Source organism: Adlercreutzia faecimuris, assembly GCF_022669055.1.
Lineage (GTDB): Bacteria > Actinomycetota > Coriobacteriia > Coriobacteriales > Eggerthellaceae > Enterorhabdus > Enterorhabdus faecimuris.
The window spans coordinates 263953-285490 of record NZ_JAJMLW010000003.1 but is presented as its reverse complement, the minus strand read 5'-3'; the positions used below and the strand labels follow the sequence as shown (position 1 = coordinate 285490).

Below are 21538 nucleotides of genomic sequence, written 5' to 3'. Positions count from 1 at the left end.
GGCCCGGACGCGCGCAGGGGCCCCGGCGCGCTGCCGGGGCCCCTGCTGCGTCGGGCGGCGCCTGCCGGGTGCGCCTCCCTAGAGGTGGCCGCCCTCCAGGATGCCCTCGGCGTCGTCGGCGGCGATGGCGCCGGCCGAGGCCGCCTGGTCGTCGGCGATCTTGCCGGCGACGCTCGAGCGGACGTTGGGGAACAGGAACAGCGATGCGACGGCCACGGCGCACACGACGCCGACCCCCACGTAGACGCCCTCGTAGTAGACGATGCCGTCGGTGGCGCCGGTGAAGGCGATGGCCAGGGGCGACACCACGTACGACGCGATGAGGAACATGCCGATGTTCTGGAACGTCGCCTGGATGCCGCCGACCACGCCGTAGTGCTCCGGCTTGACGCCGGGGATCAGCGTGGGGAGCATCTTGGTGAACGGCATGACGGCCGCCATGAAGACGGGCAGGATCACCAGGTAGGCGACCCACGTCCACACCCCGTAGGGGATGAAGAACGTCACCGCGAAGGTGATGCCGGTGACGACCAGGCAGATGACGAAGGGCGCGCGCATGTTCTTGAACGCCTTCGCGAACACGACGGGCATGACCATGGAGGCCACGCAGGTGATGACCGTGTTGATGGTGGACAGGTCGCTGGCGATGGGCGCGGCGGCCGGGTCGCCCATGAGGGCGGTGACGGCCGGCACCATGTACGAGCCGTTGATGTTGGTCATGCCGAACACCAGGAAGGCCACGATGCCGATGGCCCAGACGCTGCGGTCCTTGAGCACCTCGCGCATCATCTGGCCGACGGGCTCGACGGCGCAGTGCTCGTCGGGGTGCTTGCGGTAGACCGCGAACCACGCCACCAGGCCCACCACGATGAGCGCGAAGCTGATCCACCACGCCTGGTGGATCTCCGGCAGGTGCGACCCCACGTAGATGGCGAGCGCCGCGCCGCCGGACATGCCGGCGGTGTAGACGCCCATGGCGAACGAGTTGGCCGTCCCCGGGAACCACATGCGCAGAAGCTTGGCGGAGTTCGCGTTGAGCGCGGCCACGCCGGTGCCCATGAAGAAGCTCGCGACGAACAGCGTCCAGTAGTCGACCGCGAAGCAGCGCCCGAGCGCGCCGAGGGCGGCTATGACGAAGGCCACGAGGAACACCTTCCCCAGGCCGATGCGGTCGGCCAGCACGCCGCCGGCGATGCACAGCAGCACGCCCGAGAAGTACGGGATGGACATGATCATGGAGAACGCCATGGGCTCGCACTGGTACTCCTGCATGACGAGCAGGGCGGCGCCTCCGGGAATGATGAACGCGAACTGAAGCGATACGAGCAGCACCGTCATGCCGGCGAGGATAGCCCAACGCCAGGGCAGCAGCTTCTCTTCCTGCAACTTCATCCCCTCCTTTACGAGGATCGGTTAGAGTAGGCGAGCCCCCGCGCCCACCGCCGCCGCGGGCGGCGCGGCGGGCGCGGGGGCCAGGGCGCGGGCTACTTCGCGCCGTCGGCCTCGCGGGCGGCGGCGATGCCCTCGCGGGACGTCCGGCCCAGCTTGATGCTGAAGACGATGGCGCAGACCAGGCCCACCGCCGACACGACGGCCGGGGGCACGCCGAGCATGAACCAGTCGACGCCGGCCTCGATCATGGCGCCCATGACGGGAGCCGCCGGGATGCCGCCGCCGTTGGAGGCGATAGCGCAGATGCCGAACGCCGCGGCGATGACCGCTGGGCTCTTGGACACCCACTGGACGTTGGTGAAGATGGCCGGCATGACCATGTTCACGGCCAGGCCGAAGAAGAACATCGAGCAGATGGCCAGGGTCACCGTGCTGAACGCGAAGGCGGCCAGGCACGCGGCGACGGTGAGCACGAAGATGGCCACGAGCACCTTGGTGTGGTCGCTCACCTTGTTGAGGATGAAGCCGATGATGAGGCCCGCGGCGATGCCGATGATGTTGAGGATGCCGTTCCAGCTCTGGGCCGCGGCGGGATCCATCCCCACGGCCGCCTGCAGGTAGGCGACGACCTCGCTGGTGTAGCACGAGAACGAGAAGGCGAAGCAGAGCACCATGACGAAGCACAGCCACACGTAGCCGTTCTTGAACGCGTCGGAGATCTTCACGTTGTCGGAGCCGGCCACAGCCGCCATGAGCTCGGCCTTGGGGACGCGCACGCCCACGATGACCAGGACGAGGGCCACGGCTGCGAAGGCGATGCCGAACCAGAACAGCGGATGCCAGTCGAGGTTAGGGCCGCCCGTCAGGAAGTTCACCCCCTCGCCCGGCACCATCAGAAACGGGGCGAGGAAGTTGATCAGCACGCCGCCGAGGGCGATCCACATGGTCCAGATGGCGTTGGGCATGCCGCGCTTGGTGGGGTCGCTGAACAGGATGGTGACGAACGTCGGGCCCGCCGTGGCGATGAGGCCGTTGGCGAAGCCGAAGATGAAGCGGCCGACGAAGGCGATGGTGATGTCGGCGGTCATGACCACCATGACGTCCGAGACGAGGATGCACGCCAGGGCGATGATGATCATGTTCTTCGGGCCGATCTTCGACTGGATGGTGGCCGTGAAGAGCGCCAGGATGGTGCCGGCCACGGAGTTCCAGGACATCAGCCAGCCGGCGCCGACCATGTCGCCGCCGAACGTGTCGGCGACGTAGATCATCGCCGTCGGGATGGCCATGAGGGATATCGAGTACGCGATGCCCGCGATGAGGACGATGAGGAACGTCCCCCAGGAGGCACCGGCGCTTCTCTCTTGCGTCATATGCGCTTTCCTTTCGATGGAGTGGTTGCTTGGAAACGGGCCGATTCCCTACCGAGGACCGTCAGATGAGCGCCCGCGCGCCAGCGGGCGCACCGGGCCGAGCCGGGCCCTGGCGGCGATGGCGCGAGTTGGAGCTGCGATGGATGAGCCCGCGATGCGGGCGATGAGGGCGCAGGGCAGCACGGCGGCCGCGATGCGGGCGGTGACGATGAGGCGTGCCCGCCGATGCGGCGGACGGAGGCTGCTCTTCCATTGGGCGGTCCCCCCTAGAGAATCAGCGTCGGCAGCGCGGCTCCGGCCGATAGTTGCGGGTCGGACGGGCCTGCTGCGCGTGGACGTGTTCTCCGCGGACGTATCCCCTGCCTTGCGAAGCACCCCCATTATAGGAAGGGGCGGCGGCCCCTCCCATACGTGACTATCTCCATGTTTTCCCGCGGCCGCTTGGAAGATGCTCCAAGGGGGCGCCTCCGGCGCCGGCAAGCGGTCGTCTGGCGGGGTTGTGCGGAAGCTGTTCGTTTAGGCGATGTTCCTTGACGCGTGGGGGTAAACCCGCTGATAATCAGCGGGTTAGGAACTAAATCCATCCCTTAGGCAGAAAGAAGAAACGCTTACATGGAAACCTCTCAGTTCCGCGGCGTCATCCCCCCCGTCGTCATCCCCCTGACCGAGAAGAAGTCCCTCGACCTGGAGGCCTTCGATCGCTCCATCAACCGCATGATCGACGCGGGCGTGGACGGCCTGTTCTTCCTCGGCTCCAGCGGCGAGGTGGCGTTCCTCACCGACGCCCAGCGCTACCACGTGCTGCAGGAGGCCGTGGCCATCGTCAACGGCCGGGTGCCCGTGCTCGCCGGCATCATCGACATGGAGACGATGCGCGTCATCGACCAGGCCAAGCGCGCCGCCGGGTTCGGCGTGGACGCGCTGGTGGCCACCGCGCCCTTCTACGCGCTGGGCGGCCCGAAGGAGACCGAGCGCCACTTCCGCGCCATCCGCGAGTACACCGACCTGCCGCTGTTCGCCTATGACCTGCCCGTGTGCGTCCACACCAAGCTCGACCCGGACATGCTCGTGCGCCTGGGCGAGGACGGCGTGCTCCAGGGCGTCAAGGACTCCTCCGGCGACGACGTGAGCTTCCGCTGGCTCGTGCTCGAGAACGAGGACGCCGGCCACCCGCTGCAGCTGCTCACCGGCCACGAGGTCGTGGTCGACGGGGCCTACCTGGGCGGCGCCGACGGCAGCGTGCCGGGCCTGGCCAACCTCGACCCGGCGGCCTACGTGGCCCAGTGGAAGGCGGCCCAGGCCGGCGACTGGGAGAAGGCCAAGGAGATCCAGGACCACCTGGCGCGCCTCATGTTCGTCACCCGCCGCGTGAAGGCCACGGTCGGCTTCGGCGCCGGCGTGGGCGCCTTCAAGACGGCCCTGTGGCAGATGGGCGTCTTCAACACCAACCAGATGCGCGAGCCCGTCCAGCCGCTCGAGGGCGAGGACGTGGAGGCCATCGTCGCCATCCTCAAGAAGGAGGGCATGCTCGACCCGGACGCCCCCGTCCGCGCCTAGCGGCCCGGCCATAGGCAACCCGCGAACCGAAGGAGGGACTTTGACCGCTGACAACACCGCGAGGCTGATCGAGGCGCGCGCCTGGATCCGCGATCAGCTGGACACCTGCACGGCCTTCTGGCTCGAGCACGGCATGGACCCCGTCAACGGCGGCGTCTACACGTGCCTCGACCGCACCGGCGCCGTCTACTCCACCGACAAGAGCGTGTGGATGCAGGGCCGCTGCGCCTGGACGTTCTCGTACCTGTGCCACCTCTACGGCACGCGCCCCGAGTGGCTCGAGGCCGCCAAGAGCTGCCTCGACTTCCTCGAGGACCACTGCATCAACCACGAGGCGGGCGGGCGCCTGTACTTCACGGTGACCGCCGAGGGCGCGCCGCTGCGCCAGCGCCGCTACTGCTTCTCGGAGGGCTTCTACTGCATCGCCAACGCCGAGTACTACGGCGTCACCGGCGAGGAGGAGCACCTGGCCCGGGCGCGCCGCGCCTACCAGCTGGTCTACGACCTGAACAACGGCCTCATCGAGGACCCGACGGGGCTGGGCCCCAAGACCATCGCCGAGACCCGTGCGGGCCGCGCCCTGGGCGACCCGATGATCTTCCTCAACATCATCGGCATCATGCGCCGCGTCGACCCGGCCAACGCCGAGGAGTACGACCGCCACGCCCGCGAGTGCACCGACCGCATCGTGAACGAGCACTACCGCCCCGAGCTGGGCTGCACGCTGGAGAGCGTCAACCTCGACGGCGAGCCGGAGCTGTGGTACACCGCCGGGCGCGTGGTGAATCCGGGCCACGACATCGAGTGCAGCTGGTTCATGATGGACGAGGCCAACTACCGCGGCGACGCCGAGCTGCACGCCACCGCCGAGGCCATCTTCCGCCTGGCCATCGAGGCCGGCTGGGACGAGGAGTTCGGCGGGCTTCTGTATTTCATCGACGCCAAGGGCCTGCCGCCCGAGGCTTACGAGCACGACATGAAGCTGTGGTGGCCCCACAATGAGATCATGATCGCGTCGTCCAAGGCCTACCGCGACACCGGCGACGCGTACTACCTCGACTGGTTCTTCCGCACCCTGGACTACTGCAAGGAGCACTTCGCCGACCCCGAGTACGGCGAGTGGTACGGCTACCTGCGCCGCGACGGCAGGCCCACCATGCCGCCCACGAAGGGGTCGACCTTCAAGGGGCCCTTCCACGTGCCCCGCGCGCTGTGCATGACCGAGCGTATCCTCACCGAGATCATAGGAGACTAGACCATGAACTACCTGGGCATCGACTGCGACATCAAGAACGTCCCCGTCCTGGACAAGGACTTCATCCCCTTCGGCGTGTGGATGCGCGAGTACCTGAAGGGCGCCACCCAGCCCATCGCCGTGGCCGTCGAGCGTGAGGACGGGCTCATCTCCGTGCGCGAGAGCTTCATCCGCGGCGGCGAGTTCGCCGAGGCCGACCTGCGCTACGTCGAGCGCCTCATGAAGTTCGAGCTGTGGTCCATCGGCGGCTTCCGCGTGTACCTGCGCGGCTGCGACGACATCGCCGCCAAGCTGGCCGCGATGTACTCCCCCTCCGGCGAGCGCCACTTCGACTACGAGTTCGTCGGCGACGTCTACGAGAAGCCGCTCGAGGTCATCGCCGTGGACGAGGCCCACTTCCCCGCCGCCAACGAGGCCGCGAAGAAGATCGGCGGCCACATGGAGGGCTGCCGCATCGGCTTCGACGCCGGCGGGTCGGACCGCAAGGTGTCGGCCGTCATCGACGGTGAGGCCGTCTACTCCGAGGAGGTCGTCTGGTTCCCCAAGGTGACCGAGGACCCGGAGTACCACTTCAACGAGATCGTGACCGCCTTCAAGACGGCCGCGTCGAAGATGCCGCGCGTGGACGCCATCGGCGTGTCCTCGGCGGGCACCTTCGTGGGCAACTCCCCCATGGTGGCCTCGCTGTTCATCAAGGTGCCGCGCGAGCGCCGCGAGGAGGTCAAGTCCATCTACGACCGCGCCGGCCTCGAGATCGGCGACGTGCCGCTGGTGGTGGCCAACGACGGCGACGTGACGGCGCTGGCGGGCTTCATGTCCACCGGCGAGGGCTCCATCCTCGGCATCGCCATGGGCACGTCGGAGGCCGTGGGCTACGTCAACGCCGAGGGCAACGTGCTCGGCTGGATCAACGAGCTGGCCTTCGCGCCCGTGGATCTGTCGCCTGAGGCCATGCAGGACGAGTGGTCGACCGACTTCGGCGTGGGCTGCAAGTACTTCAGCCAGGACGCCGTCATCAAGCTGGCGCCGGCCGCCAACATCATCCTCGACCCGGAGCTCTCGCCCGCCGAGAAGCTCAAGGTGGTCCAGGGCCTGGCCAACGAGGGCGACGAGGGCGCGCTCGACATCTACCGCTCCATCGGCTGTTACCTGGCCCACACCCTCGTGCTCTACAGCGCGTTCTACGAGATCAAGACGCTGCTCGTGCTCGGCCGCGTGGCCTCGGGCAAGGGCGGCGACCTGCTCATCAGCGAGTGCAACCGCATCCTGGCCGAGGAGTACCCGGAGCTGGCCGCCCAGATCACGGTGACTCTGCCGGACGAGAAGATGCGCCGCGTCGGCCAGTCCGTCGCCGCCGCCAGCCTGCCCGAGGTGAGGTAGGGCGTCCTGCGCACACCACGCGCACGCCGTGCCGCACGCGCCGCCACCGCACGCGCAAAAGGGAGGGCCCCCGAAAGGGGGCCCTCCCTTTTTTGCGATGGGTTTGACGCCGAGCCTTGCGCCCCTCCCCTACAGGGCGCGGCCTCGGAGGATGACCTGGCGCAGCTCGAGGGTGTCCCGGTCGAGCAGGACGACGTTGCCCACGGCGCCGGGCTCAAGCGTGCCGTAGCGGCCTTCCAGGCCGATGGCGCGGGCCGGGTTGGCCGTGGCGGCCTTGACGGCGCTCGCCAGCGGGATGCCCATGTCGTGCACGGCCACGTAGAGGCAGCGCATGAGGTCGCTCACCGAGCCGGCCAGCGCGCCGTTGTCGATGCGCGCCTCGTACCCGGTCACCGTCACGTCCTGGCCGCCGAGGTCGTAGACGCCCTCGGGCATGCCGGCGGCGCGCAGCGTGTCGCTCACGAGCACCATGCGCTCGTCGCCCATCATGTTGAAGGCCAGGCGCACCATGGCCGGGTGGATGTGGACACCGTCGGCGATGATCTCGGCCGTCACGTCATCGCGCTCGGCGGCGGCGGGGATGGGGCCGGGGTTGCGGTGCTGCATGCCGGGCATGGCGTTGTAGAGGTGCGTGAGATGCCGTGCGCCCGTCGCGAAGGCGCGGGCGGCCGTGTCGTAGTCGGCCGTGGTGTGGGCGATGGAGATGCGCACCTCGTGGGCGAGCGCCGCGATGAAGGCGTCGGCGCCCGGCTCCTCCGGGGCGATGTCCACCAGCTTGAACAGGCCGCCGGCGGCCTCCTGCAGGCGGCGGAACTCGTCCACGCTGGGGTTGCGCACGTGCTGGGGGTTCTGGGCGCCCACCTTGCCGGGCGAGATGTAGGGGCCCTCCATGTTGATGCCCACCAGGTCGGCCTCGTCGGCCGCCGGCTCGTAGTCGCGGGCGGCGCGGGCGGCGCGCGTCAGCACGTCCTCGGGCAGCGTCATGGTGGCGGGGCAGATGGCGGTCACGCCGCGCGACGCCTCGTAGGCGCCCATGCGGTGCAGCCCGTCGAGGTCGCCGTCGCTGATGTCGGCGCCGGCGCTGCCGTGGAAGTGGATGTCCACCAGGCCGGGGATGGCGTAGCACCCCGTCGCGTCGATCGCCTCGCCGTCAGCCTGGGCCTCGTCGGCCACGATGGAGCCGGCGCCCAGGTACACGTCGCGGGCCGTGAAGCGGCCGCCGTCGAACACCTCGCCGCCGCGGACGGCGCCTATCTTCGTCAGTTCCATGCTCGTATCCTCCTTGGTATCGAGGGGCGCCCTGCCCGGCCGCGCAAGCCGCGGGCCGGGCAGGGCGCCGGGTAAGCCTTAGGCCAGATGCGCGCGGCAGCGGGCGCCGGCGGCGGCGTCGCACACCACGGTGACGGCCGGATGCAGCTGCAGCGCCGAGGCGGGCACCTCGGGCACCACGGGCCCGAACAGGCACTTCTCCAGGATCTCGGCCTTGTCCTCGCCGCTGACCACCATGAGGATGCGGCGCGCCTTCATGATGGTGCCGATGCCCATGGTGTAGGCCTCGCGCGGCACCTCGTCGATGGAGTCGAACAGGCGGCTGTTGGCCTGGATGGTGGACTCGGTCAGCTGGACGCAGTGGGTGGCCACCGGGAAGCTCGCGGCCGGCTCGTTGAAGCCGATGTGCCCGTTGTGGCCCAGGCCCAGCAGCTGGATGTCGATGCCGCCGGCGGCCTCGATGGCCTCCTCGTAGGCGGCGCAGGCCGCGTCGGCGTCGGGGTCGAAGCCGTCGGGCACGTGGGTGCGGGCCGGGTCGATGTCCACGTGGTCGAACAGGTTGTCGGCCATGAAGTAGTGGTAGCTCTGGTCGTGGTCGTGGGCCAGGCCGCGGTACTCGTCCAGGTTGAAGGTGGTCACGTCGGCGAAGCTCACCTTGCCCGCCGCGCAGTCGGCCACGAGGTCGGCATACAGGCCGATGGGGGTCGATCCGGTGGCCAGGCCCAGCACGCAGGCGGCGTCATCGGCGATGACGGCCTCGATCTGGTCGGCCGCGACGCGGCTCATGTCCTCATAGGTGTCGACGATCACAAGATCCATGGGTTGTCTTCCTTCCCGGTCGGAGATTTCGCGCTGTCTATCTTAGCGGTTCACAGGCCCGCGGGCTAGAAGAGAAGGACGCCGCGCAGCACCACGTGGGAGAGCCCGCCCGAGGCGTCGACCACCCGCAGGTCGGCCGGCGCGCCCTCGGCCACGACGGCGGCCGGCACGCAGCAGCCATAGGCCGCCTCGTCCAGCGCGGGCACGCGTCCGAGCGCCGCGGCGGCCAGGGCCGCGAGGGGGCCGTCGGCCTCGGCGGGGTCGGGCACGAGCAGCGTCGTGACGCCCCTCAGGGCCGCGTCGCGGGCGGCAGCCGCCAGACGGCCGTCCCACTCTCCCGCGGGCCACAGCGCCGCCTCAGCGGGGCTCAGGGGCTCCACGGCGCCCGGCTCCACGGCGCAGCCGGCCGCGGAGAGCACGTCGTCATCGAAGATGGGCGGCTCGCAGGCCAGCTCGTCGCCGTCGTCGACGAGCGCCGGGGGCGCCGCCTCGGGCGGCAGGCCGCCGCCGTCATCAGGGCGCGCCACCACCTCCTCGATGAGCGCGCCGTCCAGCTGGATGTCGGCGCGCACCGGCGCGCCGTCGACCACGACCGTTCCACCCGCGATGAGCATAGGGCCCCTTCCGCCGTTTCCGCAGACACCCCATCCTATCCCGCCCCCGTGTGCAAAGGCGCCTGCGCGGGCGTTTCTTTGGGCAACTGTTGACAGGCCCCGCCCCAGGCCGCGCGACGCGCGACGAACGGCGTCAGCGGCCCAAGAGCCAGTCGAGGGCGTTCATCCTGACGATGCCGTCATAGGTAGCCGGCGGCAGCGCGTCCAGGGTGAGCAGCACCTTCGGGAAATGGTCGTCGATCATCCTCAGCGGGCGCAACTCCCGCTCGAGGGTGGCCTCGTCGAGCACGGAGGCAGCCACCTGATAGTAGGTGGTACCCGTCCGGCCCCTGGCCACGAAGTCGACCTCGTAGGGACCCACCTTCCCCACGCGCACCTCCAGCCCGCGTCGCAGCAACTCCAGGAAGACCACGTTCTCCAGCTCGCGTCCGTAGTCCCCGACCTCGGATCCGAGGAGAATGCGACGCAGCGCCAGGTCGACGCCGTAGTACTTCGCACCTCCACGCAGCAGCTGCTTGCCCTTGACGTTCAGACGCGGAACCCGGTAGACGAGGTAGCTCTCCACCAACGCGCTCAGGTAGCGTTCCACCGTCTTGTAGTCCGTCTTCCGCCCGGCCGCCGTCAGGCCGCCGGCGATGCCGTTCGAAGTGAGCTCGTTGCCGATGTTGTCGTACACGTAGTCCGTCACGCTCCTCAGGAGCAGGGGGTCGCGGAACTCGCGGCGATCCATGATGTCCTTCACCAAGACGGAGTCGTAGATGCCCTGAAGGTAGTTCCGGTGAACCCCCGGCCGGCCCTCCAATTCCACGGCATAGGGAAACGACCCCACTGAGAGGTAACGGCCGTAGAGCTCCGCCGGCGAGCTCCCGCCGCCCGCCGCCTCCGCGAACTCGGCGAGGGACAGCGGCAGCATGGCCACCTCGACGTAGCGGCCCGAGAGCAGCGTCGCCAGAGTGCCCGACAGCAGGCTCGAGTTCGAGCCGGTCAGGTAGAGGTCGACCCCCTCGCGGATGTAGAGGCTGTCGGCCACGCGGGGGAAATCCGCGACGTTCTGCACCTCATCGAGGAACACGTAGGTGAGCTCGTCGGGGACGAGGCGCGACGTCACGTAGTCGTGAAGCGCCTCCGGGTCGCGTAGCGCCTTGAAATCCATGTCCTCGAAGTTGATGCTCACGATCCTCTCCGGAGCGACTCCCTCGTCCCGAAGGCGTGCCTGGAACAACTCGAGAAGAGTCGACTTCCCGCATCGGCGCACGCCGCTTATCACCTTGATGACCTGCGTGCCCCGGGCCTCCTCGAGGAAGTCGAGATACTCACGCCGCGGTATGAGGTCCATAGCAAGCCTTCTTTCTGGGATCGTAAGCCCATTACATACAAAAATGAAATACTTATAGGATTATATTCCTATTCTCATTCTCTGGAGCTTGAAATGGAAACAGACGGGAGATCGGGCCGAAAGCCGTGCGCAGGGCTAGGTCCAGAACTGGACCATCTCGATGACGTCCTGGAAGGCCCAGGGGTAGATGTCGGAGTACCAGCCGGTCTCAGGGACGAAGCAGAGCAGGCCGCTGTAGAGCACCGAGAGGGCCACCAGCACGATGAGCACCTTCATGAGCAGATCGCGTGCGACGGTGCCGGGCGCCAGGTTCTCGTTGGCGATGAACAGCAGGAGCACCGTGGCGGCCAGGAACATGAAGCTGAAGTCGGCGAAGTAGCGCTGGAGGATGCCGGCCATCTCCGCGTCGAGCAGCGCCACCACGACGCCCGACGCCAGGAGCACCACGATGACGCCCCAGATGGTGCGCGTGGCCCGCTGCCGGTAGCGCAGGGCCAGGATGCGCCGCGAGAACGCGAGCACCCACAGCACCGGCAGGCACGCCAGGATGCCGCCGAAGGTGACCTCGCGGATGGTCTGCCCGAGGTAGGTGGTGGCGAAGGGCTCGGGCTGGATGAACGGGAAGACGCCCGTCACGCAGGGCGGCTGCAGGAAGTAGGCGAAGAAGGCCGGCGCCAGGCGCCCGACGTTCATGCCGCGCTTGGTCATGTCGTTGACCGTCAGGTTGTAGTTGGCGCCGAAGTCGGTGGGCGACCCGAAGCGCGCGTAGTTGTAGCCCATGATGCCCGCCGCCACGACGAGGTAGGGCGCCACCAGGCAGGCGAACTCCCGGGCGCCGGCGGGACTGAACAGCCGCCGCTGGGTGATGTAGGTGCGCCAGAACAGGGGGAACGCCAGCAGCGACAGCACGAGCAGCTGCGGGCGGCACCCGGCCACGAGCGCCATGCACAGCGACCCGCCGAGGTACCACGCGCAGGCGTGACGCGACAGCCGCCCCCGCATCCAGCAGTACAGGCCCCACACCGAGAACGCGAGCCCGCACATGATGGGCAGCGAGTAGAACGTGGGGAACTTCACCAAATACAGGATGCCGCTGCAGAACACGAGCGGCACCTGCAGCAGCAGGTAGAGACCGAGCGAGACGGACTTGAAGTGGTAGCGCGCGAAGCGGTCGAGCAGCGCCGAGCACCCCAGCACGAAGGCGAGCGCCGCGATGAGCACGCCGATGGCCGTGGGGAAGCTCAGCCCCGTCAGCAGGTAGAACGGCAGGTAGAACAGCAGCACCGGCACCACGCCGAAGTAGACGTAGTAGTGGCCGTCGTGGTAGGCGACGTCGAAGAGGTAAGGCTCGCCGGTCTCCTTCTGCGCCTCGTCGCGCGCCCCCTTGTCGTAGGGGTCGTCCATGGCCTTGAGCCAGTCGGGCGGCTCCTCGTCGAGGTAGAGCTGCCCCTTGGCCATGGCGCGCGCCAGCTCGGCGTACTGCTGGGCGTTCTCGCCGCCGGTCTCGTAGACGTTGACGATGCTCTTGCCGTCCCACGACCCGTAGTTGTACGACGACGTGGCGACGCCCACCAGGTTCGACCCGTAGAACAGAAACGAGCTCACGAGCGCCAGCTCCACCGCCACCGCCACGACGATGCCGGCCTTCGACCGGCGCGGGTTCTCGACGATGTTGATGCGGTAGATGCCCGAGCGCGGCCGGAACAGGTACACGAGCGCCAGGATGCCCGCCGTCCAGGCGAAGCGGGTCACGTTGAAGTCGAAGGGGTGGTGCGCGTTGAGCGACACCGTCCACAGCTTGATGGGGTAGCGGGTATCCTCCCCCACCACCTCGATGCGCAGGTTGTCCACGTAGCCGGCCGTGTTGAGGTTGAGGTACTCGCTCTGGGTGGACATGGTGGACACGTCGGTCACGGGCACGCCCACCGTGTACTCGGTGGAGTCGAAGTAGGTCTGGTGGGCCTCGTCGGTGAACTGCACCTTGATCTGCAGGTTCTGGGCCGGCTGGTCGGAGTCGAAGTCGATGCGGATGTTGTGGACCTCGGTGTTGAGGTCCGAGAACTCCATGACGTGGTCGACCGTGGTCAGGCGGAAGAGGTCGTCATCCTTGTCGTAGGGCAGCGTGATGCGGCTCTTCAGGTTGATGGGGTGGTAGCCGGCCGAGGCGAAGTAGTTGAAGTTGAAGACGAACACCTCGAGCAGAAGCGCCACCGCCACGATCACCGCCGCCACGCGCAGGGCGTGAGCGAGGGAGCGGCCGTGCGCGTCGCGCACCCGTCCGCAGGCGTAGGCGATGTTGTTCCTGAGCGTCGGCATAAGGGGGATTATAGCGGACGGGCGCCCCGCCGGGCGCCGGCGCGCCCCCAACGCAAGGGCGCCCCTGCCGGATGGCAGGGGCGCCCTCGAGATCCTTATGCCAGGCGGGCCCTAGGCCAGGGCCTCCTTGACGTCGGCGTACACCACGTCGGGGTCGCGGTCGCCATCGATGGTGACCAGGAGCTCGCAGCCGCGGTAGTAGTCGATCAGCGGGCTCGTGGACTTCTCGTACACGTCGAGGCGGTTGCGCACGGTGGCCTCGTTGTCGTCGTCGCGCTGGTACATCTCGCCGCCGCACTTGGGGCACTTCTCGTCGGCGACGGTGCCGATGTGGCCGCAGTCGCGGCACATGCGGCGCGAGCACAGGCGGCCGACGATGACCTCGGGGTCGACGTCGATCAGCAGGGCCGCGTCGAGCGGGCGCTCCAGCTTGCCGAGCTCGGCGTCGAGCGCCACGGCCTGGGCCGAGGTGCGCGGGAAGCCGTCCAGGATGAAGCCGGCCTCGGTGTCGGGCTCCTGCAGGCGCTCGGTCACCAGGCCGATGATGACGTCATCGGGCACCAGGTCGCCGGCGTCCATGTAGGTCTTGGCCTTCAGGCCCAGGTCGGTGCCGGCGGCCACGGCGGCGCGCAGCATGTCGCCCGTGGAGATGTGCGGCAGGTGGTACTCCTCGATGAGCTTGGCCGCCTGCGTGCCCTTGCCGGCGCCCGGGGCGCCCAGAAGAACGATGTTCATTTCCGATCCCTCTCTCTCCTGCGTGAGACGCTTACTTGAAGAACCCGTCGTAGTTGTGCATCTTCAGCTGGGACTCGATCTTGCTCATGGTGTCGAGGGCCACGCCGATCATGATGAGAATGGACGTGCCGCCGAACGCCTGGATGAGCTGGTTGCCGGTGAAGAAGAAGATGATCGTCGGCACCACGGCGATGCAGGCGATGAACAGGCCGCCCGGCAGCGTCACGCGGTTGATCACGTTCTTGATGTAGGTCACCGTCGCCGTGCCCGGGCGCACGCCCGGGATGAAGCCGCCCTGCTTGCGGATGTTGTCCGCCGTCTCCTCCGGGTTGAACACCATGGAGGTGTAGAAGTAGGCGAAGAACACGATGAGCAGGATGGTGAGGATCCAGTTGATCCAGCCGGTGGACACCGCGTCGGCGAAGCCCGTGAGCCAGTCGACGTTGAAGATGGCGGCCAGCTGGGCCGGGAAGTAGATGATGCAGCTCGCGAAGATGATCGGGATGACGCCCGCGGCGTTCACCTTCAGCGGGATGTAGGTGGACTGGCCGCCCATCATCTTACGACCCTGCACGCGCTTGGCGTAGTTCACCGGGATGCGGCGCTGGGCGCGCTCGACGAAGATGATCAGCGGGATGCAGACCAGCACCACGGCCACGATGAGGATGGTGAGCGCGATGCCCATGCCCAGGTCGGCCGTGAGGTTCACGGACGAGAAGATGGCGGAGGGCACGCGGGACACGATGCTCACGAAGATGATGAGCGACATGCCGTTGCCGATGCCGCGCTGGGTGATGAGCTCGCCCATCCACATGATGAAGGCGGTGCCCGCGACCAGCGTGAACACGATGATGACGTCGGTCAGCAGCTCGGGCACCTCAGTGCTGAAGACCACGCCGTAGGCGGGGGACTTGAACAGCAGGAGGTAGCCGATGGCGTTGATGAGGCCCAGGCCCAGCGTCAGGTAGCGGGTGACCTGGGTGATCTTGCGACGGCCGGCGTCGCCCTCGCGGGCCCAGCGGCCCACGGCGGGGATGACGCCCTGCATCAGCTGCATGATGATGGACGCGGTGATGTAGGGCATGATGCCCAGGGAGAACACCGAGAAGTTCGAGAGGGCGCCGCCCGTGAACAGGTCGAGCATCGTCATGGCCACTCCGGTGTCGGAGAAGGCGGTGGCGAACTCGTGGAACGGGATGCCCGGCACCGGCACGTAGGCGCCGAAGCGGTACAGCGCCAGGATGGCCAGCGTGAACAGGATCTTCTTGCGGAGCTCCGGAACCTTCAGCGCGTCAAGGATTGAGCTTAGCAAGGCTCCTCGACCTTTCCTCCGGCCGCCTCGATCTTGGCCTTGGCGGAGGCGGACACCTTGTCGACCTTGACCGTGAGGGCCTTGGTCAGCTCACCGTCGCCGAGCACCTTCACCAGGGCGTCGGCGTGCTTGATGATACCCTTGGCCTTGAGGGACTCGCCGTCGACCACGTCGCCGGCCTCGAACTTCTCCTCGAGGCGCTTGACGTTGACGGGCAGGTACTCCACGCGGTTGATGTTGCGGAAGCCGGGCAGCTTCGGCAGACGACGGGCGAGCGGGGTCTGGCCGCCCTCGAAGCCGGCGCCCTTGCCGCCGCCGGCGCGGGACTTCTGGCCGTTCAGGCCGCGACCGGCCGTCTTGCCGGTGCCGGACGCGCCGCCGCGGCCGACGCGCTTGCGGGCCTTGGTCGAGCCCTCAGCGGGGATGAGATCCTTGAGTTCCATGAAACATTCTCCTTCGTTTCGCTTCCGGGCGGTCCTCCCCGCCCGGCGCCGGCAGCTCGCCGCCGGCAAACTTCCATTTATCATGGCAACGGCGCGCCCGCCAAGACGGGCACGCCGGTTGTCAATTATATCCTAGGCAGGTGCTCTTTCGGGCAGCGAAGCCTAGATCTCCTCGACGGTGATGAGGTGCTTCACCTTGAAGAGCATGCCGCGGACGGACTCGTTGTCCACCTGGTCCACGGTGCGGCCGATCTTGCCGAGGCCGAGCGCCTTGAGGGTCTTGCCCTGGTCGGCGGGACGGCCCACCGCGCTCTTCACCTGAGTGACGCGCAGGGTCTTCTTAACGTCTGCCATGGGAGCTACTCCTTCCAGCCGAAGATCTCGGCCACCGACAGGTCGCGGCGGGCGGCGACCTCCTGCGGGGTCTCGAGGTTCTTCAGGCCCTCGGCCGCGGCCTTGACGATGTTCATGGCGTTGGAGGTGCCGAGCGACTTGGTGATGACGTCCTGGACGCCGGCGAGCTCCATGATGGCGCGCACCGGGCCGCCGGCCATGACGCCGGTGCCGGGGACGGCCGGCTTGATGAGCACGCGGCCGGCACCGTACTCGCCGAGGATCTCGTGCGGGACGGTCTTCTCGGGGGTGAGGGCCACCGTGAACATGTTCTTCTTCGCGTCCTCGACGCCCTTCTTGATGGCGGTGGGAACCTCCTGGGACTTGCCCATGCCCACGCCGACGCGGCCGTTGCCGTCGCCGACGACCACGAGCGCGGTCAGGGCGAAGCGGCGGCCGCCCTTGACGACCTTCGACACGCGGTTGATGTAGACGACGCGCTCCTGGAGCTCAGGGACGGCGCTCTCCTGCTGTCTGTTGTTACGAGCCATAAGCTATAACCCCTTCTAGAATTTCAGACCCGCTTCACGGGCGGCGTCGGCCAGGGCCTTCACGCGTCCGTGGTACAGGTGGCCGCCACGGTCGAACACGACTTCCGTCACGCCGGCTTCCAGTGCCTTCTTGCCGATGATGCCGCCGAGGACGGCAGCGCCCTCGACGGTGGCGCCGCTCACGTCGGCCGCCTTGAAGTCAGGGCCGAGCGTGGAGGCCGCGCAGAGGGTGCGATGGGCCACGTCGTCGATCACCTGAGCGTAGATGTTGTTGTTGCTGCGGGTGACGCAGAGGCGGGGCCGCGTGGGGGTGCCGGAGATCTTGCCGCGCACACGGCGGTGGCGACGGCGCAGCCCGGCCTGCTTTTTCTGAAGCTTATCCATGATTATCCCTTCAATCAGATGCCGAAATGCGCTTAGTCCTTGCCGGCCTTGCCGACCTTGCGGCGGACATGCTCGCCCTCGTAGCGAATGCCCTTGCCCTTGTAGGGCTCCGGCTTGCGCCACTTGCGGATGTTGGCGGCAACCTGGCCGACCTGCTCCTTGGAGGGGCCGGTCACGATGATCTCGGTCTGGCTGGGCACCTCGAAGGTGATGCCCTCGGGGGCCTCCACCAGCACGGGGTGGGAGTAGCCGAGCTGCATCTCGAGGTCCTTGCCCTTGAGCGCGGCGCGGTAGCCGACGCCCACGAGCTGGAGCTTCTTGGAGAAGCCGGCGGACACGCCCTCCACCATGTTGTGGAGCAGGGTGCGGGTCAGGCCATGGAAGGCCTTGGCCTCGCGGGTGTCGTCGGGGCGGGTGACGATGAGCTCGTCACCGTCGCGGGTGATGGTCATCATGGGCTGGAAGGTGCGGGTGAGCTCGCCCTTCGGGCCCTTCACCGTCACGGTGGTGCCGTCGATGGTCACGTCGACGCCAGCAGGAACGGCGATGGGCATCTTGCCGATACGAGACATGCTGATTCCCTTCCTTTCCTACCAGAGGTACGCGATGACCTCGCCGCCGATGCCCTTCTTGCGGGCGTCGCGGTCGGTCATCACGCCGTTGGACGTCGAGATGATGGCGGTGCCGAGGCCGCCGAGCACGCGGGGCAGGTCGTCCTTGCCGGCGTAGATGCGCAGGCCGGGCTTGGAGATGCGCTTGATGCCGCGGATGGTCTTGGCCTTCTTCGGGCCGTACTTGAGGGTGATCTCAAGGGTGCCGCGGGGCTCGCCGTCGATCACCTGGTAGGAGCGGATGTAGCCCTCCTTCTCCATGATGCGGGCGATCTCGACGAGCTTCTTGCTCGTGGGCATGGACACCGTTTCCTTGCCGGCAGACTGGCCGTTGCGCACGCGCGTCAGCATATCTGCGATGGGATCGGTCATTGTCATTTTGTGTTTCTCCTTTGATCCGTGATGAGCCGGGCGTTCGGTTCGTCAGCGCCCATAGCGCCTCCGCCTGTCACGCCGGCACACCCTAAGCGTTTTCCAGTCTTACCAGGAGGACTTGGTCACGCCGGGCAGCTCGCCTTTGTTGGCCAGTTCCCGCAGGCAGATGCGGCACAGGCCGAACTTGCGGTAGTAAGCGCGGGGGCGCCCGCAACGCGTGCAGCGGTTGTGCTGGCGCGTCGAGAACTTCGGCTCGCGCTTGGCCTTGGCGATCATCGATTTCTTAGCCATGCATTTCCTTCTTTCTTATGCTTGAGCCCGCATCCCCAGCGGGCCTTTGCCTGAGGTTACGCAAGCGGGCCGCCCGTGGGCGGCCGGCCTGTTTTACTTGCTCTTGAACGGGAACCCGAGCGCGGAGAGCAGCGCGAAGGCACCGTCGTTGTCTTCCGCGGTGGTGACGAAGGTGATGTCCATGCCGCGGGTACGGTCGATCTTGTCGTAGTCGATCTCGGGGAAGATCAGCTGCTCGGTGATGCCGAGCGTGTAGTTGCCGCGGCCGTCGAAGCTCTTCGGCGAGATGCCGCGGAAGTCGCGCACGCGGGGAAGGGCGGTCGCCAGCAGGCGGTCGAGGAACTCCCACATGCGGTCGCCGCGCAGGGTCACCTTGCAGCCGATGGCCTGGCCCTCGCGCACGTGGAAGCCGGCGATGGACTTCTTGGCGCGGGTGATGCAGGGCTGCTGGCCCGTGATGACGCGCATGTCAGCCATGGCGGCGTCGAGCAGCTTGGAGTCGCCGGCGGCGGCGCCGACGCCCATGTTCACCACGATCTTCTCGAGGCGCGGGACCTGGTTGATGTTGGCGATGTTCAGCTCGGACTCGAGCTTGGGAACGATCTCGCTCTTGTACTTTTCCTTCAGACGAGGAGCCATAGTCTCTCTCAACCTTCCTTCGATGAATTAAACGCAGGATTTCCGACCCTGCGTCCCCGGCGCATCCTTACGCGCGGGGCCATGGGGCGCGGGGCCCGACTGGGGAACGTTACCGAAAACGGCTGCCCCGGTCAAGCCCCGCCGCAATCGCTAGTCCTGGACGGCGGGGATGTCCTTGCCGCACTTCTTGCAGACGCGGACGAGCTTGCCGTCGTCGCGGCGACGGGCCACGCGGGTGGCCTCGCCGCAGCTGGGGCACACGAGCATCACGTTGGACACGTGGATGGGGGCCTCGATGGTGGAGATGCCGCCCTGGGGGTTCTGCTGGGTCGGGCGCATGGCCTTCTTCATGAAGTTGACCTTCTCCACGACCACGCGCTGCTTTTCGGGGACGCAGCGCAGGACCTTGCCCTGCTTGCCCTTGTCCTTGCCGGAGATCACCTTGACGGTGTCGCCGCGGCGGATGGTCATCTTGTGCTTCTTCTGCTGAGCCTTAGTCAATCTGGACACCTCCTCTACAGCGTCTCAGGTGCCAGGGACACGATCTTCATGTACTTCTTGTCGCGCAGCTCGCGGGCGACGGGCCCGAAGATGCGGGTGCCGCGCGGCGCACCGTCGTTGTTGATCAGCACGCAGGCGTTCTGGTCGAAGCGGATGTAGGAGCCGTCGGCGCGACGGACCTCCTTCTTCACGCGCACGACCACGCAGCGAACGACCTCGCCCTTCTTGACGTTACCGTTGGGCATAGCCTCCTTGACGCTGCAGATGATCACGTCACCGAGGCCCGCGTAGCGGCGCTTCGAGCCGCCGAGGACCTTGATGCACTGCACCTTGCGAGCGCCGGAGTTATCGGCCACCGCGAGCATGGTTTGCATCTGAATCATTGCTCTAACCTATCTTTCTCACTAGTAGGTAGCTTGGCGGAGCCGGTAAGCTACTTGGCCTTCTCTACGATCTTCACCAGGCGCCAGCGCTTCATCTTGGACAGCGGGCGGGTCTCCATGATCTGAACGGTGTCGCCGACGCCGGCCTCGTTGTTCTCATCATGGGCGTGGAACTTCTTCGTGGAGGTGATCATCTTGCCGTAGACGGGATGGGGCTTGCGCTCCTTGATCGCCACGACGATGGTCTTGTCATTGGCATCGCTGACGACGACGCCCTGACGGACCTTACGCAGATTGCGCTCATCAGTCATATTCAACACCCTTTCCTAAGCTACGCGCTCAGCTCGCGAGCACGCATCTCGGTCTGGATGCGCGCGATGTCCTTCTTGACCTGCTTGACGCGAGCGGTGTTGTCGAGCTGGCTGGTGGCCATCTGGAAGCGCAGGTTGAACAGCTCGGCGCGCGCCTCCTTCAGCTTCGCCTGCAGGTCCTCGGCAGAAAGCTCACGAATCTCTGCTGCTTTCATCTATTCCTGCCCTTCCGTTTCGCGGGTGACAATCTTGCACTTGATGGGCAGCTTGTTGATAGCCAGGCGCAGGGCCTCGCGGGCGGTCTCATCGTCGACGCCGGCGATCTCGAACATGATGCGGCCCGGCTTGACCACAGCTACCCAGCCCTCGGGGTTGCCCTTGCCGGAGCCCATGCGGGTCTCGGCGGGCTTGGAGGTGATGGGCTTGTCGGGGAAGATCGTGATCCACACCTTGCCGCCACGCTTCATGTGGCGGGTCATGGCGATACGGGCGGCCTCGATCTGGCGGTTGGTGATCCAATGCGGCTCCAGGGCCTGGATACCGTACTCACCGTGGTTCAGACGGGTACCGCCCTTGGCCTTGCCCTTCATGGAACCACGCTGCACCTTGCGGTGCTTGACGCGCTTGGGTACGAGCATTTACCTCTGCCCCCTCTCGTTACGGTCACGGTCATTGCGGCGGCCGCGGCTCGGACGGGAGCTGCCCTCGAGCGCCGGCTGGGGAGCCTTCTGGCCGGGCAGCATGTCGCCGTGGTACACCCACACCTGGACGCCGATGGAGCCCATGGTGGTGGCGGCGGTGGCGAAGCCGTAGTCGATCTTGGCGCGCAGCGTGTGCAGCGGCACGCGACCCTCGCGGTACCACTCGCGGCGGCTCATCTCCGCGCCGCCCAGGCGGCCGGAGCACTGGATGCGGATGCCCTTGGCGCCGGACTTGCGGGCCGACTGGACGGCCTTGCGCATGGCGCGGCGGAAGGCCACGCGGCCCTCCAGCTGCTCGGCGACGGACTGGGCGATGAGCTCGGCGTCGAGCTCGGGGCGCTTGACCTCGACGACCTCGACGGACACGGGGCCGTTGGCGACCTTCTCGAGCTTCTTGCGCAGGGCGTCGATCTCGGCGCCCTTCTTGCCGATCACCACGCCGGGACGGGCGGTGGTGATGATGACCTTGATCTTGTCGCCGGCGCGCTCGATCTCGACCTTGGAGACGGCGGCGCGGGCCAGGTACTTGTCGAGGAACTTGCGGATGGCAAGGTCGTTCTCAAGGGTCTTGGCGTAGTCCTTGCCGGCGTACCAGCGGCTGCGCCAATCCTCGGTGATGCCGAGGCGGAACCCGGTGGGGCTTACTTTCTGGCCCAT

The 21538-nt window shown here is 67.3% G+C and carries 26 protein-coding genes; 3 read left to right on the top strand and 23 right to left on the bottom strand.

Features of this window, described 5'->3' with window-relative positions; all coding sequences use genetic code 11:
* Window positions 1-78: 78 nt before the first annotated feature.
* Both LPT13_RS09170 and LPT13_RS09165 read right to left on the bottom strand, forming a co-directional pair.
* Window positions 79-1392 (bottom strand): MFS transporter, encoded by a 1314-nt coding sequence (locus LPT13_RS09170; RefSeq protein WP_242165871.1) that lies wholly within the window; start codon window positions 1390-1392, stop codon window positions 79-81.
* 92 nt (window positions 1393-1484) lie between these two features.
* Complete coding sequence (locus LPT13_RS09165) at window positions 1485-2765, bottom strand: MFS transporter (RefSeq protein ID WP_242165870.1); 1281 nt, start codon at window positions 2763-2765, stop codon at window positions 1485-1487.
* Window positions 2766-3377: 612 nt separating this feature from the next.
* Here LPT13_RS09165 and LPT13_RS09160 point away from each other — a divergent pair.
* The 3 genes from LPT13_RS09160 to LPT13_RS09150 are packed head-to-tail and all read left to right on the top strand — an operon-like array spanning window position 3378 to window position 6957.
* On the top strand, window positions 3378-4322 hold the full coding sequence (locus LPT13_RS09160) for a dihydrodipicolinate synthase family protein (RefSeq protein WP_242165867.1): 945 nt from the start codon (window positions 3378-3380) through the stop codon (window positions 4320-4322).
* Window positions 4323-4362: 40 nt separating this feature from the next.
* Complete coding sequence (locus tag LPT13_RS09155) at window positions 4363-5577, top strand: AGE family epimerase/isomerase (protein WP_242165865.1); 1215 nt, start codon at window positions 4363-4365, stop codon at window positions 5575-5577.
* Window positions 5578-5580: 3 nt separating this feature from the next.
* Complete coding sequence (locus LPT13_RS09150; RefSeq protein ID WP_242165863.1) at window positions 5581-6957, top strand: ROK family protein; 1377 nt, start codon at window positions 5581-5583, stop codon at window positions 6955-6957.
* 129 nt (window positions 6958-7086) lie between these two features.
* Here the strand turns inward: LPT13_RS09150 and nagA are convergent, their stop codons facing one another.
* The 21 genes from nagA to rpsC all read right to left on the bottom strand — a co-directional run bounded on the left by nagA (window position 7087) and on the right by rpsC (window position 21538).
* Window positions 7087-8226: an N-acetylglucosamine-6-phosphate deacetylase gene (gene nagA / locus LPT13_RS09145; protein ID WP_242165861.1), complete on the bottom strand. Its 1140-nt coding sequence runs from the start codon at window positions 8224-8226 to the stop codon at window positions 7087-7089.
* Between the two features lie 78 nt (window positions 8227-8304).
* Window positions 8305-9045 (bottom strand): glucosamine-6-phosphate deaminase, encoded by a 741-nt coding sequence (nagB, locus tag LPT13_RS09140; protein WP_242165859.1) that lies wholly within the window; start codon window positions 9043-9045, stop codon window positions 8305-8307.
* A 65-nt stretch (window positions 9046-9110) separates the two neighbouring features.
* Window positions 9111-9659, bottom strand: coding sequence for a hypothetical protein (locus tag LPT13_RS09135; protein ID WP_242165856.1), 549 nt, complete (start codon window positions 9657-9659; stop codon window positions 9111-9113).
* Window positions 9660-9792: 133 nt separating this feature from the next.
* Window positions 9793-10995 carry an ATP-binding protein gene (locus LPT13_RS09130; RefSeq protein ID WP_242165855.1) on the bottom strand — a complete coding sequence of 401 codons (1203 nt, stop codon included), beginning with the start codon at window positions 10993-10995 and terminating at the stop codon, window positions 9793-9795.
* Between the two features lie 135 nt (window positions 10996-11130).
* Window positions 11131-13311, bottom strand: a complete 2181-nt coding sequence (locus tag LPT13_RS09125) for a cytochrome C oxidase Cbb3 (protein ID WP_242165852.1) — start codon at window positions 13309-13311, stop codon at window positions 11131-11133.
* Between the two features lie 111 nt (window positions 13312-13422).
* Window positions 13423-14046, bottom strand: coding sequence for an adenylate kinase (locus tag LPT13_RS09120; protein ID WP_242165849.1), 624 nt, complete (start codon window positions 14044-14046; stop codon window positions 13423-13425).
* Between the two features lie 31 nt (window positions 14047-14077).
* Complete coding sequence (gene secY / locus LPT13_RS09115) at window positions 14078-15358, bottom strand: preprotein translocase subunit SecY (protein ID WP_242165846.1); 1281 nt, start codon at window positions 15356-15358, stop codon at window positions 14078-14080.
* Window positions 15352-15801, bottom strand: coding sequence for a 50S ribosomal protein L15 (rplO, locus tag LPT13_RS09110; RefSeq protein WP_242165843.1), 450 nt, complete (start codon window positions 15799-15801; stop codon window positions 15352-15354). Before rplO ends, secY begins: the two co-directional genes overlap by 7 nt.
* A 162-nt stretch (window positions 15802-15963) precedes the next feature.
* Window positions 15964-16155, bottom strand: a complete 192-nt coding sequence (rpmD, locus tag LPT13_RS09105) for a 50S ribosomal protein L30 (protein WP_242165840.1) — start codon at window positions 16153-16155, stop codon at window positions 15964-15966.
* 5 nt (window positions 16156-16160) lie between these two features.
* The gene (gene rpsE / locus LPT13_RS09100) at window positions 16161-16685 is read right to left on the bottom strand and encodes a 30S ribosomal protein S5 (protein ID WP_242165839.1); all 525 of its coding nucleotides are present in this window, start codon (window positions 16683-16685) and stop codon (window positions 16161-16163) included.
* A gap of 15 nt (window positions 16686-16700) precedes the next feature.
* Complete coding sequence (rplR, locus tag LPT13_RS09095) at window positions 16701-17069, bottom strand: 50S ribosomal protein L18 (protein ID WP_242165837.1); 369 nt, start codon at window positions 17067-17069, stop codon at window positions 16701-16703.
* Window positions 17070-17101: 32 nt separating this feature from the next.
* Window positions 17102-17641 (bottom strand): 50S ribosomal protein L6, encoded by a 540-nt coding sequence (gene rplF, locus LPT13_RS09090; protein WP_242165834.1) that lies wholly within the window; start codon window positions 17639-17641, stop codon window positions 17102-17104.
* A gap of 18 nt (window positions 17642-17659) precedes the next feature.
* Window positions 17660-18058 carry a 30S ribosomal protein S8 gene (gene rpsH, locus LPT13_RS09085; protein WP_242165831.1) on the bottom strand — a complete coding sequence of 133 codons (399 nt, stop codon included), beginning with the start codon at window positions 18056-18058 and terminating at the stop codon, window positions 17660-17662.
* A gap of 102 nt (window positions 18059-18160) precedes the next feature.
* A complete protein-coding gene (locus tag LPT13_RS09080) occupies window positions 18161-18346 on the bottom strand; it encodes a type Z 30S ribosomal protein S14 (protein WP_103265579.1) in 186 nt (61 codons plus the stop codon).
* A gap of 93 nt (window positions 18347-18439) precedes the next feature.
* The gene (rplE, locus tag LPT13_RS09075; protein ID WP_242165829.1) at window positions 18440-18985 is read right to left on the bottom strand and encodes a 50S ribosomal protein L5; all 546 of its coding nucleotides are present in this window, start codon (window positions 18983-18985) and stop codon (window positions 18440-18442) included.
* Between the two features lie 150 nt (window positions 18986-19135).
* Window positions 19136-19456 carry a 50S ribosomal protein L24 gene (rplX, locus tag LPT13_RS09070; protein WP_242166218.1) on the bottom strand — a complete coding sequence of 107 codons (321 nt, stop codon included), beginning with the start codon at window positions 19454-19456 and terminating at the stop codon, window positions 19136-19138.
* A gap of 44 nt (window positions 19457-19500) precedes the next feature.
* Window positions 19501-19869, bottom strand: coding sequence for a 50S ribosomal protein L14 (rplN, locus tag LPT13_RS09065; RefSeq protein ID WP_160710046.1), 369 nt, complete (start codon window positions 19867-19869; stop codon window positions 19501-19503).
* A 50-nt stretch (window positions 19870-19919) separates the two neighbouring features.
* A complete protein-coding gene (gene rpsQ, locus LPT13_RS09060) occupies window positions 19920-20180 on the bottom strand; it encodes a 30S ribosomal protein S17 (RefSeq protein ID WP_242165827.1) in 261 nt (86 codons plus the stop codon).
* 20 nt (window positions 20181-20200) lie between these two features.
* On the bottom strand, window positions 20201-20395 hold the full coding sequence (gene rpmC / locus LPT13_RS09055) for a 50S ribosomal protein L29 (protein WP_160710048.1): 195 nt from the start codon (window positions 20393-20395) through the stop codon (window positions 20201-20203).
* Window positions 20396-20818: a 50S ribosomal protein L16 gene (gene rplP, locus LPT13_RS09050; RefSeq protein ID WP_242165825.1), complete on the bottom strand. Its 423-nt coding sequence runs from the start codon at window positions 20816-20818 to the stop codon at window positions 20396-20398. It abuts the gene before it with no gap.
* The gene (gene rpsC, locus LPT13_RS09045; RefSeq protein ID WP_242165823.1) at window positions 20819-21538 is read right to left on the bottom strand and encodes a 30S ribosomal protein S3; all 720 of its coding nucleotides are present in this window, start codon (window positions 21536-21538) and stop codon (window positions 20819-20821) included.

Coding starts and splice junctions, on each gene's coding strand:
- LPT13_RS09170 (WP_242165871.1), bottom strand. CDS start 1,392: ATGAAGTTGCAGGAAGAGAAGCTGCTGCCCTGGCGTTGGGCTATCCTC.
- LPT13_RS09165 (WP_242165870.1), bottom strand. CDS start 2,765: ATGACGCAAGAGAGAAGCGCCGGTGCCTCCTGGGGGACGTTCCTCATC.
- LPT13_RS09160 (WP_242165867.1), top strand. CDS start 3,378: ATGGAAACCTCTCAGTTCCGCGGCGTCATCCCCCCCGTCGTCATCCCC.
- LPT13_RS09150 (WP_242165863.1), top strand. CDS start 5,581: ATGAACTACCTGGGCATCGACTGCGACATCAAGAACGTCCCCGTCCTG.
- nagA (WP_242165861.1), bottom strand. CDS start 8,226: ATGGAACTGACGAAGATAGGCGCCGTCCGCGGCGGCGAGGTGTTCGAC.
- nagB (WP_242165859.1), bottom strand. CDS start 9,045: ATGGATCTTGTGATCGTCGACACCTATGAGGACATGAGCCGCGTCGCG.
- LPT13_RS09135 (WP_242165856.1), bottom strand. CDS start 9,659: ATGCTCATCGCGGGTGGAACGGTCGTGGTCGACGGCGCGCCGGTGCGC.
- LPT13_RS09130 (WP_242165855.1), bottom strand. CDS start 10,995: ATGGACCTCATACCGCGGCGTGAGTATCTCGACTTCCTCGAGGAGGCC.
- LPT13_RS09125 (WP_242165852.1), bottom strand. CDS start 13,311: ATGCCGACGCTCAGGAACAACATCGCCTACGCCTGCGGACGGGTGCGC.
- LPT13_RS09120 (WP_242165849.1), bottom strand. CDS start 14,046: ATGAACATCGTTCTTCTGGGCGCCCCGGGCGCCGGCAAGGGCACGCAG.
- rplO (WP_242165843.1), bottom strand. CDS start 15,801: ATGGAACTCAAGGATCTCATCCCCGCTGAGGGCTCGACCAAGGCCCGC.
- rpmD (WP_242165840.1), bottom strand. CDS start 16,155: ATGGCAGACGTTAAGAAGACCCTGCGCGTCACTCAGGTGAAGAGCGCG.
- rpsE (WP_242165839.1), bottom strand. CDS start 16,685: ATGGCTCGTAACAACAGACAGCAGGAGAGCGCCGTCCCTGAGCTCCAG.
- rplR (WP_242165837.1), bottom strand. CDS start 17,069: ATGGATAAGCTTCAGAAAAAGCAGGCCGGGCTGCGCCGTCGCCACCGC.
- rplF (WP_242165834.1), bottom strand. CDS start 17,641: ATGTCTCGTATCGGCAAGATGCCCATCGCCGTTCCTGCTGGCGTCGAC.
- rpsH (WP_242165831.1), bottom strand. CDS start 18,058: ATGACAATGACCGATCCCATCGCAGATATGCTGACGCGCGTGCGCAAC.
- LPT13_RS09080 (WP_103265579.1), bottom strand. CDS start 18,346: ATGGCTAAGAAATCGATGATCGCCAAGGCCAAGCGCGAGCCGAAGTTC.
- rplE (WP_242165829.1), bottom strand. CDS start 18,985: ATGGCTCCTCGTCTGAAGGAAAAGTACAAGAGCGAGATCGTTCCCAAG.
- rplX (WP_242166218.1), bottom strand. CDS start 19,456: ATGACCATCCGCCGCGGCGACACCGTCAAGGTGATCTCCGGCAAGGAC.
- rplN (WP_160710046.1), bottom strand. CDS start 19,869: ATGATTCAGATGCAAACCATGCTCGCGGTGGCCGATAACTCCGGCGCT.
- rpsQ (WP_242165827.1), bottom strand. CDS start 20,180: ATGACTGATGAGCGCAATCTGCGTAAGGTCCGTCAGGGCGTCGTCGTC.
- rpmC (WP_160710048.1), bottom strand. CDS start 20,395: ATGAAAGCAGCAGAGATTCGTGAGCTTTCTGCCGAGGACCTGCAGGCG.
- rplP (WP_242165825.1), bottom strand. CDS start 20,818: ATGCTCGTACCCAAGCGCGTCAAGCACCGCAAGGTGCAGCGTGGTTCC.
- rpsC (WP_242165823.1), bottom strand. CDS start 21,538: ATGGGCCAGAAAGTAAGCCCCACCGGGTTCCGCCTCGGCATCACCGAG.